The sequence below is a fragment of the Streptomyces sp. CAU 1734 genome, from assembly GCF_039888735.1.
In the GTDB taxonomy this organism is placed as follows: domain Bacteria; phylum Actinomycetota; class Actinomycetes; order Streptomycetales; family Streptomycetaceae; genus Streptomyces.
In genome coordinates, this window is record NZ_JBDQQP010000021.1 from 46,600 (window position 1) to 58,910 (window position 12,311).

11 protein-coding genes are annotated in these 12,311 nt (G+C 72.5%); 2 read left to right on the forward strand and 9 right to left on the reverse strand.

Features of this window, described 5'->3' with window-relative positions:
- Positions 1-209 precede the first annotated feature (209 nt).
- Entirely contained in the window at positions 210-2,090 is a 1,881-nt protein-coding gene (locus AAFN69_RS31000; protein WP_347732208.1) for an alkyl sulfatase dimerization domain-containing protein, read from the forward strand.
- Between the two features lie 121 nt (positions 2,091-2,211).
- Here the strand turns inward: AAFN69_RS31000 and AAFN69_RS31005 are convergent, their stop codons facing one another.
- The 8 genes from AAFN69_RS31005 to AAFN69_RS31040 form a co-directional block, all read right to left on the reverse strand.
- On the reverse strand, positions 2,212-3,270 hold the full coding sequence (locus AAFN69_RS31005) for a chitinase (RefSeq protein ID WP_347732281.1): 1,059 nt from the start codon (positions 3,268-3,270) through the stop codon (positions 2,212-2,214).
- A 424-nt stretch (positions 3,271-3,694) separates the two neighbouring features.
- Positions 3,695-3,934, reverse strand: coding sequence for a hypothetical protein (locus tag AAFN69_RS31010; protein WP_347732209.1), 240 nt, complete (start codon positions 3,932-3,934; stop codon positions 3,695-3,697).
- 142 nt (positions 3,935-4,076) lie between these two features.
- Positions 4,077-5,414, reverse strand: a complete 1,338-nt coding sequence (locus tag AAFN69_RS31015; RefSeq protein WP_347732210.1) for a DUF2252 domain-containing protein — start codon at positions 5,412-5,414, stop codon at positions 4,077-4,079.
- A gap of 134 nt (positions 5,415-5,548) precedes the next feature.
- The gene (locus AAFN69_RS31020) at positions 5,549-6,421 is read right to left on the reverse strand and encodes a F510_1955 family glycosylhydrolase (RefSeq protein ID WP_347732211.1); all 873 of its coding nucleotides are present in this window, start codon (positions 6,419-6,421) and stop codon (positions 5,549-5,551) included.
- A gap of 93 nt (positions 6,422-6,514) precedes the next feature.
- Complete coding sequence (locus AAFN69_RS31025) at positions 6,515-7,201, reverse strand: DUF305 domain-containing protein (RefSeq protein WP_347732212.1); 687 nt, start codon at positions 7,199-7,201, stop codon at positions 6,515-6,517.
- Between the two features lie 87 nt (positions 7,202-7,288).
- On the reverse strand, positions 7,289-7,735 hold the full coding sequence (locus AAFN69_RS31030; protein ID WP_347732213.1) for a DUF6153 family protein: 447 nt from the start codon (positions 7,733-7,735) through the stop codon (positions 7,289-7,291).
- Between the two features lie 981 nt (positions 7,736-8,716).
- A complete protein-coding gene (locus AAFN69_RS31035; RefSeq protein ID WP_347732214.1) occupies positions 8,717-9,400 on the reverse strand; it encodes an HAD family phosphatase in 684 nt (227 codons plus the stop codon).
- Between the two features lie 25 nt (positions 9,401-9,425).
- A complete protein-coding gene (locus AAFN69_RS31040) occupies positions 9,426-9,908 on the reverse strand; it encodes an Lrp/AsnC family transcriptional regulator (protein ID WP_347732215.1) in 483 nt (160 codons plus the stop codon).
- Positions 9,909-10,074: 166 nt separating this feature from the next.
- Here AAFN69_RS31040 and AAFN69_RS31045 point away from each other — a divergent pair, with 166 nt between their 5' ends.
- Positions 10,075-11,436 carry a deoxyribodipyrimidine photo-lyase gene (locus AAFN69_RS31045; RefSeq protein ID WP_347732216.1) on the forward strand — a complete coding sequence of 454 codons (1,362 nt, stop codon included), beginning with the start codon at positions 10,075-10,077 and terminating at the stop codon, positions 11,434-11,436.
- A 6-nt stretch (positions 11,437-11,442) separates the two neighbouring features.
- On the opposite strand, the gene AAFN69_RS31050 is transcribed toward AAFN69_RS31045, so the two are convergent.
- The gene (locus AAFN69_RS31050; RefSeq protein ID WP_347732217.1) at positions 11,443-12,195 is read right to left on the reverse strand and encodes an anti-sigma factor; all 753 of its coding nucleotides are present in this window, start codon (positions 12,193-12,195) and stop codon (positions 11,443-11,445) included.
- Positions 12,196-12,311 lie beyond the last annotated feature (116 nt).

Here is a 12,311-nt window from a genome sequence, read left to right on the forward strand (position 1 = left end):
CCCCCGGCCGGCCCCTTCCCCGCCGCCGCGGGGCCCCGGCCCGCCTCCCCGGCCGGTCCGGGCCGCGCGCCGACAACATGCGGGCGACCGCGACCAGTGCTGAGATGGGATGCCCGGCATGATCCGGCCGGTCCATCGCCCGGGCGGCCCGGCCCGCCCCGGCCCGGGCGTTCTCCCCGGCCTCGCCGACCGCGCCGAACGGAGTGCCCATGAGTGTCCAGCCCGCCCCGGAACCCGCCCCCGAGCCCGTCACCGCCCCCGCCGGCGGACCCGACTTCGGCGACACCACCGACTTCGCCGACGCCGACCGGGGGTTCATCGGCGCGCTCAGCCCCGCCGTGGTGACCGGTGACGGCGACCGGACCGTCTACGACAACGACTCCTACGCCTTCCTCCGGGCGGAGTGTCCGGCCACGGTGCACCCCAGCCTCTGGCGGCAGGCCCAGCTCTGCTCGCGGCAGGGTCTGTACGAGGTCGCCGAGGGCATCTACCAGGTGCGCGGCCTGGATCTGTCCAATATGACGCTGGTCGAGGGGGAGCGCGGGGTGATCGTCATCGACCCGCTGATCTCCGCCGAGACCGCCGCCGCCGCGCTCGCCCTCTACCGGGAGCACCGGGGCGACCGCCCCGTCACCGGGATGATCTACAGCCACTCCCACGGCGACCACTTCGGCGGCTCCCGGGGCGTACTGCCCGCGGGCACCGGGGACGGCGTTCCCGTCATCGCCCCCGAGGGCTTTCTCGAGCACGCCGTCAGCGAGAACGTCTACGCGGGCACCGCGATGACCCGGCGGGCCGTCTTCATGTACGGGGACCGGCTGCCGAAGGGGCCCGGCGGCCAGGTGAGCGCGGGCCTCGGCATGACCACCTCCACCGGCACCATCACCCTCGTACCGCCGACCCGTGACATCACCCGCACGGGACAGGAGGAGACCGTCGACGGCGTACGGGTGGTCTTCCAGCTCACCCCGGGGACCGAGGCGCCCGCCGAGATGAACTTCCTCTTCCCGGACCGGCGCGCCCTCTGCCTGGCCGAGAACGCCACCCACACCATGCACAACATCCTGACCCTGCGCGGCGCGGTGGTGCGCGACGCCCGGATCTGGTCCCGCTATCTCGACGAGGCGATCGGCTTCTTCGGCGACGGCTACGACGTGGCCTTCGCCTCGCACCACTGGCCCACCTGGGGACACGACCGGGTGGTCGGCTATCTGGCCGAACAGCGCGATCTGTACGCCTATCTGCACGACCAGACCCTGCGGCTGCTCAATGACGGCCTCACCGGATCCGAGATCGCCGAGTCCCTGCGGCTGCCGCCCGCCCTGGAGCGGGCCTGGCACGCACGCGGCTACTACGGCTCGCTCAGCCACAACGTCAAGGCGATCTACCAGCGCTACATGGGCTGGTTCGACGGCAACCCCGCCCATCTGTGGGAGCACCCGCCCGTCGAGCAGGCCAAGCGGTACGTGGAGGTGGCCGGCGGCACCGAACCGGCCCTCGCCAAGGCCAGGGTCTACGCGGCCGACGGCGATCTGCGCTTCGCCGCCACGCTGCTGAGCCATGTCGTCTTCGCCGACCCCGCGCACAGCGAGGCCAGGGAGACGCTGGCCGGGGTGTACACCAGACTCGGGCACGGCGCGGAGAACGGCACCTGGCGCAACTTCTATCTCACCGCCGCGCAGGAGTTGCGCCACGGCGAGAACGCCGCCCTGCTCGACAGCACCAACCCCGAGCTGGTGGGGGCGCTCACCACGGAGATGCTGCTCGACTCGATCGCCGTCCGTGTCGACGGGCCGAGCGCCTGGGACGACGAACTGACCATCGATCTGGTCCTCACCGACGAGGCGCGGCGGCACCGGCTGACCCTGCGCAACGGTGTGCTGACCCACCGGTCCCGTCCGGCCGGCGGGGCCCCGGGCGGCGAACCGGCGCCGGGGCTCACCCTGACCCTCACCCGGCCGCTGCTGCCGGCCGTGCTGGCGGGGCGGGGGCTCTCGGGGGTGGACACGGAGGGCGATCCGGAGCTCATCGCCCGGCTGCTCTCCCGTCTCACCCGGCCGGTCGCGGACTTCCCGGTGGTCACCCCGTGAGGGCTTCGGGACAGGGTGGTTGAGGCGCCAGGAGGAGGAACGCCTCAACCACGTCTCTGTCCCGCGCCGGCGGTCCGGGGCCGGGACCCGGTCCCGCCGGCGCGAGGGTGCGGCGGGCCGGTCAGCGGCCCTGCAGACTCCTGACGTTGTTCCCGAAGGTCCAGTTGCGGGAGCCGTCCCAGTTGAGCGACCAGGTCATCAGGCCCTTGAGGGCGTTGTTGTAGCCGCTCCACGCCTGGGCGACCAGGCTCGGTGACATATGTCCGCCACCGGCGCCCGGCTGGGCCGGCAGACCCGGTGCCTGCTTGTCATAGGGCACCCGGATGGTGGTTCCCTGAATGACCAGTCCCCGGTTGAGGCAGTCGGTCTGGGCGCGGAATCCGGCCACCGTCCCGGCGGAGTACGAGTCACCGGAGCAGCCGTACATGCTGCCGTTGTAGTACTGCATGTTCAGCCACCAGAGGCGGCCGTTGTCCGCGTACTTCTTGATGATCGGCAGATACGAGCCCCAGATGGAGCCGTAGACCACACTGCCGCCGGTGACATAGGCGGTCTCGGGCGCCATGGTCAGGCCGAAGTTCGACGGCATCTGGGCGAGCACCCCGTCGATGATGCGGATCAGATTGGACTGCGAGGCCGAGAGCTGGTTGATGTTGCCGCTGCCGACCAGGCCGGTCTCGATGTCGATGTCGATGCCGTCGAAGTTGAACCGCTTGAGGATCGGCACGATGGTGGCCACGAAGCGGTCCGCGACGGCGCTCGAACTGAGATCGATACCGGCGGCGGCGCCGCCGATGGACATCAGGATGGTCTGGCCGTCCTGCTTGGCCTGGCACATCTCGGCCGGGGTGGGCACCTTCACATTGACGTCCATCCCGTCCTCCCACAGGACGGTGCCGTCCGAGCGGATGACCGGGAAGGCCGCGTTCAGCACGTTGTAACCATTGGCGCGGATACGGCTGTCGGTGATGGGGATCCAGCCGAGCGGCGGGTGGACGCCGTTCTTGGCGCCGTCCCAGTTCTCCCAGTAGCCCTGGAGTACTTTGCCGGCGGGCTTGGACTTGACGGCACAGGTTTCGGCCGGTGGTGGTGCGAGGGGGGCGGGGCTCGCCGCGGCGGGGATCTGACCGAGGAAGGCCAGGGCCAGACCGGCGCCGAGCAGACGCAGCGTGTGACGGATCACGGTGTGCTCCTTTCATGCCGTGCATGCCGTTGGTGCGGTAACGGGCAGGGCAGGCCGGAGCGGCCAGGGGGGAAGGTGCCGTGAACACCGCTGGGGAGGGCGGCGCTACATCGAGTGGGGATGGGTGTGGGGGTGTGGGGGTGGGGGGACACGATCACCTCCTGGACGTGGGGGCCTGGAGACGTACGTGGTGGTGTGATGGGCATCACCGTAGATTTGGTCTGGACCATCCGTCAATGGGTCTGGACCAACTCTCCACGGGGTCTCCAGCACGCCCGGCACTCCCCGCGGCCGGCCCCGGAACAGCGCTCCAGGGGCGGGGAGTTCGGGCCCGGGAGGAAGATACGGGCCCGGGGCCGCTCGCCGGCCGGCGGCTCCGGTGGTGCTCAGCCGGTGCCGGTCGTCCGGGTGGCGGATCGGGCTACTTCAGGGCCCACAGCTGATAGGGCCAGTGGGAATCACAGCGCCATTCATTGATGATGCCCAGATCGTCGGCCAGGTGGTGGCCGATGCGCAGGCAGTGCTCGTACGACGAGTGCGGGCCGTACGAAACCCACTTGGGCACATACGGATCGGCCTGCGCGGCCGGCGCGGTCAGCACTCCGGCGCCCATCAGCGCCGCAACCGCCGCGGCGGTGGCGAGAGTTCTTCGCAAGGACATGACGGTACGTACTCCACTCCATCGGGAACACCGGAGCCGATGCCCCGGTGGCGACTGAAGCTTCCCGTCGCCCACCGCGCAGGACAACGGGAAGTGCACATTCCCATTGAGCGGTTGTTCCGGTACCGTCCGCCCGCCGGGGTCAGACGCCCGGTGTCGCCCGCACCACCCCGGCGGCGATGGCCGAGGCCAGCGCGGCGTGGTCGGCGGCGTTCTGGCCGGCGTACCGCAGCGAGAACTCGGCGACACCCCGGTCGAAGGCATCGCCGCCGCCCAGATAGGCGGCGATGGCGACCCGGTCGCCCGAACGGGCATGGGCATGCGCGAGCGCCGTGCCGCAGAGCCCGGCGTACCGGCGCAGCGTCCCCGGTGCCATCGCCTCGACATCGGCGGACCCCTTCATGTCCCGGAACTGCCGCCAGTAGAAGTGGCGGCCGTGCGGCCCGGTGACCCAGCCGAGGAAGATGTCGCTCGCCGCCTGCAACAGCGACTGCCCCGCCACCACCCGGTGCCCGTGATGGCCGTACGCGCTCGGGCCCAGCCACTCCTCCAGCACCGACCGGCCCGCCTCCTTGATCTGGAGGAAGAGCGGATCCCCGGTGTCCCGGCCGGTCAGCAGCACGATGAAGCAGCGGGTGCCGACACTGCCCACCCCCACCACCTTCCGGGCGACATCCACCACCCTGAACCGGTCCAGCAGCCTCCGGCGGTCCTCCGGGAGAGTGGAACGGTAATCCGCGAAGATCTTGCCGATCGTGTTCCGGTCGTACGCCCCGGCCGGTTCCAGCAGCGGCGGATCGCTGATGATCCGGCGCCGCCCGTTCACCACCTCGGTCAGCTTCCGCTGGGCCTGAAGACTGGTGCGCCGCCGGGCATGGGCCAGTTCCGCCGCCACCCGCTCACGGTTGGCCGGACGCACCAGCGGCAGGACATCCGCGGTGTCGATCCGGGCATACCAGACATCGAGCTCGCCGGCCGACGCCAGCGCCCGGATGGTCCGCCGGTACGCCCCGGCCGCCTCCCCGGCCGCGCGGCGTGCCTGCCCGGCGGAGTGCGTGTTCTCCAGCGCGGCCACCGCGACACTCGCCGCGAGCCGCTTCACATCCCACTCGAAAGGGCCCGGCAGTGTCTCGTCGAAGTCCTGGAGATCGAAGAGCAGGGCACGCTCGGGGGACGCGTACAGCCCGAAGTTCAGCAGATGGGCGTCACCGCAGAGCTGGACCGCCAGACCCGTGTTCTCCAGCGCCGCCAGGTCGGCGGCCATCACCCCCGCCGCGCCGCGCAGAAAGGCGAACGGGGAGGCCGCCATCCTCCCGTGGCGGATGGGCAGCAGCTCCGGCACCCGGTCGATGCCCTGCCGGGTCAGCGTCTCGACCGGATCGGGCCGGTCCGCGGAGACCGCCCAGGCACCGTGCGACGACCTCGGCACGGCCCTGCGCGCCGCCTTTCCCCGGCTCGCCCGCTCGGCCGGTGTCCTCATGGGACCTCCCGTGGACAGCTCCGCCCGTGCCCAGTCAACGCCGCGCCGGGCACCCCCGCATCTCGGCCGCGCCGGGTACCCCCGCATCTCGGCCGGCCGGACCGCACCGCGCCCGGTGCGGTCCGGCCGGGGGCTCAGTGGCCCTCGCCCGAGGTGACCGAGAGCCGCTTGGCGAAGCTCCGGCCCCCGTCCGCGGACTCGTAGACACCGTCCTGGGTCGCCGCCACGATCCGCCGGGCGTCGATCGCGGTCAGCGCCTGGGGAGCCCCGCCGGGGACCCTGCCCGCCGGCTTCCAGCTCCGGCCGCCGTCACCGCTCAGACTCAGCCCGCCGTCCGCCGCCACCCCGTACAGGGCGTCCGGGGCGGCCCAGGACACATACACCGGCCGGGCCTTCCCGGCCGGGCCGAAGGTGCGACCGCCGTCGGCGCTGGTGACCAGCCCGGACTCGGTGGTGGCGAGCACCCTTTCGGGGTCGCGGGGGCTCACCGCCAGATCCAGCGCGGCCAGCTCGGCGCGCTTCTCCCAGCGCACCCCGTCCTTGCTCACCCGCAGCAGACCATTGGTGCTGTCGTACCCGTACACGGTCTTGTGCGCGTACTCCAGTGAGTGGAAGTCGACCTCACCGACGAGCGACCGGTCCTTCCAGGTCCTGCCGGAGTCGGTGCTCTCGATCAGACCGAGATTGCCCGGGGCGTCCCGGCCGGGAGCCGGATGGCCGCTGGCCAGAAAGGTGCCGTCGGACGTGATGGTGAAGCCCATGAAGTCGTCCCGGCGGTCGCCGACGAGCTGCGGCTCACCCTTCGCGTCCGGGGTGTGGACGCCATTGTGCGTGGCGACATAGAGCTTGCCGTCGTCCGGCCCCACGCCGACGCCGTGGATGTGACTGATCGCCGCGGACGGCCCGCCCGGGGCGGCGTCCGAACCCCCGCCGGAGCAGGCGCCGAGAGTGAGTACGAGGGCGAGCGCGGCGGCGGATGCGGACAGCGCGGTCTGACGCTTGTTCATGAGTTCCTGATCATGTGGGTGAGGTGCGCGGGTACGGGCGTACGGGGCCGCCGGTCTCCCCCCGCTCGGGCGGGAGACCGGCGGCGGCCGGGGTCAGAGCCGCGCGAGGATCTTCTCGAACGCCGCGATCTCGGCGGACTGGTTCGCGATCACCTCGTCGGCGAGCTTCCTGGCCGTGGCGTTCCGGCCGTTCTTCCGCTCCTCCTCGGCCATCTCGACCGCGCCCTTGTGATGGGCGACCATCAGCCGCGCGAAGGCCCGGTCGAACTCCACTCCCTCGGCGGACCTCAGCTCCGCCATGTCCTTCTCGGTCATCATCCCGGCCATGGCCGGCTTGCCGGAGCCCTCGGAGCCGTGGCCGGCATGCGCGTCACCCGCGGAGACCGGCTTGCCCCAGGCCCCGAGCCATGACGTCATCTTCCGGATCTCGGGATCCTGCGCCCCGGCGATCTCCGCGGCGAGCTTCACGACCTCGGGGTCCTTCGCCCGGCCGTCCGCCAGCGCGGACATCTCCAGGGCCTGCTCGTGGTGCGGGATCATCATCTGCGCGAACATCACATCCGCGTCGTTGAAGGCGCCGGGCGCGGGGTTCTCCCCGGCGGGCGCGGCGGATGAGCTCGGCGCGGCGGACTTCTTGCCTCCGTCGCCGTGGTCCATGCCGCTCATGCCGCCCCCGCCGCCACAGGCGGCGAGGAGCAGCCCGGCGGCGGTGACGCCGGCGGCCAGGACGATACGGCGACGGGCCCGCGCGGCGCGCGGGGTGGTGCTGACGGTGTTCACGGGAACCTCGAACTGTTCGGCTGATCTACGGGTAACGCCTGCTCAACGAGTGCGCGGGCAGCGGGAAGCGCTCGCGCGGCAGGCGGTCTAGATCCGCAGTACCGACAGCTGTATGAGATCCGGCCCGGGCGGCGGAGGATTGGGCCGCACCGCGGACACGACGGCGGCGCGCAGCGCCACCAGCCACTCCGCCCGGCGGCCGAACGCGGCCCGGAGCAGAGCGAAGAGGGCCCAGGTGGTGAGCACGGCGACACAGAGCGACGACATGTCCATCGCCATGCCCTCCGCGTGGCCGCCCTCCGTGTGGGCGCCGGGTGCGGTGGCCGCCGTGGTGTCCGGTGCCGTGCCCGCTGCTGTGCCCGACGCCGGGGTGCCGGGGCCGGCGGTGCCGCTCGCGACGGCCGCGTGCGCGGCACCGGAGCCGGTCTCCGGATGACCCGTCGTGTGCATCGCGAAAACGCCCAGCGCCAGCACGACGACGAGCAGCAGATGCCCCCAGGCACCGGCCGCTCGGATCCGCTGGCTCGCACTCACTGATCTGACCTCCGGAAGCGACGATACCCAAGGCGCGGTCCGCGCTTGCGGGCTCCCCCTTCCACTAAGCCGCTTCGCGGACGGTGTGCGTTTGCGGGGTTCCAGCCCGGGCCCGGCGTCTGCCGCTGGCGGGGCGGGGTTTTGGTCACCCTGACCCGGGGTGGGCGCCGCCTCAATCGCCCGGCTGGGCTTGGGTGTGTGCGGGTTGCCCGTATGCCCGGGTGGGGTTCTTGTGTGTGCGGGTTGGGTGCCGCTCCGGTTCGGTACTGGGGCTGCATGATTTACGGCGCGCGCACCCGGTCTTGTTTTGTTCACTCGGGTTTGCGCCACAAATCACGCTTGATGCCCCAGTACCGCTCCTGCGCGTCCCCCCTTCCGCGAGTGACCCCAGTGCGTGATCACAGTGGTCTGTCTGTCCGCGCGTTCCGAGACGGTTTCACAAGGCGGGGAACCCCGGTCCGGAACGTCACGCGGAGGCCGGATCGTGATGGGCGTCAGAGTGGGCGGGTGCCTCTGGGCGGGCGCTCCCGCACCGGAAACAAGCGGCTTGCGATCGGGGGCCGCTTATCGGGCGATGCTCGTGGAGGGGGTGTGCAGGGTCGTCCCCGGAAGAGCCGGCGGTAAGACCCGGGTACGCAAAGCAAGGACCCGAGTTCCGCCGGCTCTGAGGAGTCGAGCCCGGAGGACCCCCGGGCCGAACCAATGCGACGGTGTCCCGCCCCGTACCCGCGCCCCGGACACGACCGGGCTGGACAAGGGCCCGAGGCACTGCAAGGCGCCGAAGGCGTCTGTAGGCCCGCACCCCGGGCGACCCGAACGACGCGGGGCGACGACGCGACACCGCTCACGCACCCGCCCGCACCAACAGACAACAGCACCAAACCAAGCCTCGCCGGCGATTGAGGCGCGGGGGCCGGGGCGGAGCCCCGGGAAAGGGCACTCGCGCCCCCGGGCAAGGGCACGCGGACCCCATCGGCCCGCTCAGGGCAGGCCCAGCCACCCGTAGGCCGAGCGGGCCGTGAACTCCGCCTGGCCCCCCGCGTACAGCAGATCCGCCGAGGCGAACGCCGCGTCCCCGGCCGTCGCGGCGACGTAGGGGATCGCGATGCACCGCATCCCCGCCGCCCGGGCCGCCGCCGCGCCCGGCGGGGCGTCCTCCAGGACCACGCAGTCCGACGGGGCCGCTCCCAGCAGCTTCGCCGCCGCGAGGAAGATGTCGGGCTCGGGCTTGCCCCTCGGGACCTCCTCCGCCGAGACGGTCACCGGGATGAAGGCGTCCAGGCCGGTCCCGGCGAGCACCGCCGCGATGGCGGCCCGGGAGGAGCCGGAGGCCACCGCCATCGGTACGCCGGCGGTGTGGAGCAGCTCCACGAAGGCCCGCATCTCCGGGTAGACCTCGGTCGACGCGGCGGCCAGCTCCAGGTAGTGGCGGTTCTTCCCGGCCAGCAGCTCGGCCACCGGCGCGTCGATCCGGTACTCCGCGCGCAGCGCCTCCAGCGTCTCGCGGGTGCCGATGCCGATGAAATCGGTGTGCCGCTCCCAGCCGAAGTCCGTCACTCCGTACTCGGCCAGCAGCCGCCGTCCGGCTTCGTAGTAGTTGGGCTCGCTGTCCACCAGCGTGCCGTCGAGATCGAAGACGACCGAAGGGTTGCGTGTATGGCTCATGCACCCAGCATGCCAACTCCGGTGCTCACCGGGTGCGCCCGGCCTCCCGGCCCACCGACTCCACCAGCGGCAGCAGCCGTTGCGGCACCCGCTCGCGCAGGGCGACCTCGGTGCGGGTGCGCACCACCCCGGGGAGCTGGATCAGCCGCTGGATCACATCCTCCAGATGGCCGTTGTCCCGGGCCGCCACCCGTGTGAGCAGATCGCCGCCGCCGGTGATCGAGAACGCCTCGATGATCTCCGGCACCGCCGCCAGGGCGTCGCCGACCTCGTCCAGATGGCCCTGGGTCACCTCGATGTGCACAAAGGCGAGTACGGGATGACCGAGCGCGGCCGGGGAGATCCGGGGCCCCGTGCCGGTGATCACCCCGTCCCGTTCCAGCCGGTCCATCCTCGCCTGGAGGGTGCCCCGGGCGATGCCGAGGAGCCGGGCGTACTCCCGGACACTGGTCCTCGGCTGCTCGATCATCAGCCGGAGAATGCGGGTGTCGAGTGCGTCCACCGCCATGGTCGGCCTCTCCGTGATCGCGTGATGCTGGTCCCGACCGTACCAATGGCCCGTCGCGGGACGCCGCCGTCCCCGTGTGTCATCCATCCGCGCGAACACCGCATCCGGCGAACCCCCGGAACCGGAAGGATGAGGAAAATGTCCCGAATCCACCTGGGGTGGCACCATGGCGGTCTCCGTCGTCCTGTTCACATCGGATCTGCGGCTGCACGACCATCCGCCCCTGCGCGCGGCGCTCCGCTCCGCCGATGAGGTGGTGCCGCTCTTCGTGCCGGACCCCGGCATCCGCGAGGCCGGATTCGACGCCCCCAACCGCAGGGCCTTTCTCGCGGACTGTCTGGCCGATCTCGACGCGGGGCTGCGGGAACGCGGCGGCCGGCTGATCGTCCGCAGCGGGCGGACCGCCGAGGAGGCCGTCCGGGTCGTCCGGGAGACCGGCGCGGACGAGGTGCACCTCGCGGCGGGAGTGAGCCGCTGGGCGGTCCGGCGCGAGGAGGAGCTCCGGCGCGAGCTCTGCGACCGGCTGGTGGTGCACGACTCGGTGATCACCGCCGTCGCGCCGGGGGCGGTCCTCCCCGCCGGATCCGATCACTACGCCGTCTTCACGCCGTACTTCCGGCGCTGGTCACAGCACCCCCTGCGGGAGCCGCACGGTGCCCCGCGCCGGATTCCGGTCCCCGCCGGCGTCGCCTCGGAGCCGCTGCCCTCCCGGCAGGTCGCCGGCACGGCGCCGGGTCTCGCGCCGGGCGGGGAGAGCGAGGGCAGACGACGCCTCGCCGCCTGGACGAGGCGGGGGATCGACGCCTACGAGGACCGGCACGACGATCTGCCCGGTGACGCCACCTCGCGGTTCTCCCCCCATCTCCACTTCGGCTCGCTCTCGCCGGTGGAGCTGGTCCACCGGGCGCGGGCCCGGGGCGGGTCCGGCGCCGAGGCGTTCGTCCGCCAGCTGTGCTGGCGCGACTTCCACCACCAGGTGCTGGCCGCCCGCCCGGCCGCCGCTTCGGACGACTACCGGGACCGGCACGACCACTGGCGCTCCGGGCACGACGCCGCCGAGGAGATCGCGGCCTGGAAGGAGGGCCGCACCGGATATCCGGTGGTCGACGCGGCCATGCGCCAGCTCCTCCACGAGGGCTGGATGCACAACCGGGGCCGGCTGCTGACCGCGAGCTTTCTCGCCAAGACCCTCTATGTCGACTGGCGCGTCGGCGCCCGTCACTTCCTGGCACATCTGGTGGACGGCGACATCGCCAACAATCAGCTGAACTGGCAGTGGGTGGCCGGCACCGGCACCGACACCCGTCCCAACCGGGTGCTCAACCCGGTGGCCCAGGGCAGGCGCTTCGACCCGGACGGTGCGTATGTGCGCCGCTGGGTGCCCGAGCTCGCCGGCGCGGAGGGCCGCGCGGTCCATGAGCCATGGCTCATGGCGGGGCCGGACCGGGCCCGCTGCGACTATCCGGAACCGCTGGTCGAACTCTCCGAGGGCCTGGCCCGCTTCCGGCACGCCCGCGAGCGGGGCTGAGCCACCTCACTTCGCCAGCGCGCCGCGGACGACACTCCGCCCCGAGTGCGCCGGATCGCCGTTGTACGCCTGTACCGACACATCGATCACCGGATGAGCCGACAGATCGACACCTTCCGGTACGGGCAGGGTCGCCGAACCCGACCGGCCGAGTACTCCCAGCGCGATCATCCGCCGGGCCGGCCGGTCCATCAGCCAGACCGCGAAGTACCCCCGGGTGGCGGGAAGCGCGCTGACCCTGATCCGTACGCCCCGCTCACCACCCGGACGGCGCTGCAACTGCGCCGTACCCGCGGCCCGCGCGCCGCCGAGCGGGGCGAGCGCGGCGACCGGGGGCGCCGCGGCGGCGGGCGCGGGGCGCGGATCCGGGGCCGGCCACCACCGGCCGGCGGCGGCCCCGGACACCGCGCCGAGGAGGAGACAGCCGGCCGCGAGCACCGCCGCCGGGCGGGTCAGCCGGGTGCGCCGCCGGCCGGGCGCGCGGGCGGGCGGCGGGCAGGAGCCGGGCGGGGGAGCGGGGGCCGGTCCGCCGAAACCGAGCTGTGCGGCGATGGCGGGCCAGAGATGGTCCGGGGGCGCGGAGGGCAGATCGGCGGTGCCGGTCTCCCGCGCCATACGGGTGACCCGGCGCAGCTCGTCCAGTTCCCGGCGGCAGACGGCGCACTCGGCGAGATGCCCGAGCAGGGGTACGGGATCACGGAGCGGGGTGTGTCGGAGGGCCAGCTCGGCGATGGTCCGGGGGTCCAGATGCTCGGCCACGGCGCTCCTCTCCCGCTCGGGGCGGTTCGGGTCGGGCATGCGCCTGCCCGGACCGCCCGTCGCCCGGCGGCGAGACGCATGTCCCGGTGCGTTCGGGGGTACGCGCACGGCACGTG

Bases quoted from the DNA above. Each gene is read 5' to 3' on its own strand.
- AAFN69_RS31045 (WP_347732216.1), top strand. From the start codon at position 10,075: ATGGCGGTCTCCGTCGTCCTGTTCACATCGGATCTGCGGCTGCACGAC.
- AAFN69_RS31000 (WP_347732208.1), top strand. From the start codon at position 210: ATGAGTGTCCAGCCCGCCCCGGAACCCGCCCCCGAGCCCGTCACCGCC.
- AAFN69_RS31015 (WP_347732210.1), bottom strand. From the start codon at position 5,414: ATGAGGACACCGGCCGAGCGGGCGAGCCGGGGAAAGGCGGCGCGCAGG.
- AAFN69_RS31020 (WP_347732211.1), bottom strand. From the start codon at position 6,421: ATGAACAAGCGTCAGACCGCGCTGTCCGCATCCGCCGCCGCGCTCGCC.
- AAFN69_RS31040 (WP_347732215.1), bottom strand. From the start codon at position 9,908: ATGGCGGTGGACGCACTCGACACCCGCATTCTCCGGCTGATGATCGAG.
- AAFN69_RS31010 (WP_347732209.1), bottom strand. From the start codon at position 3,934: ATGTCCTTGCGAAGAACTCTCGCCACCGCCGCGGCGGTTGCGGCGCTG.
- AAFN69_RS31035 (WP_347732214.1), bottom strand. From the start codon at position 9,400: ATGAGCCATACACGCAACCCTTCGGTCGTCTTCGATCTCGACGGCACG.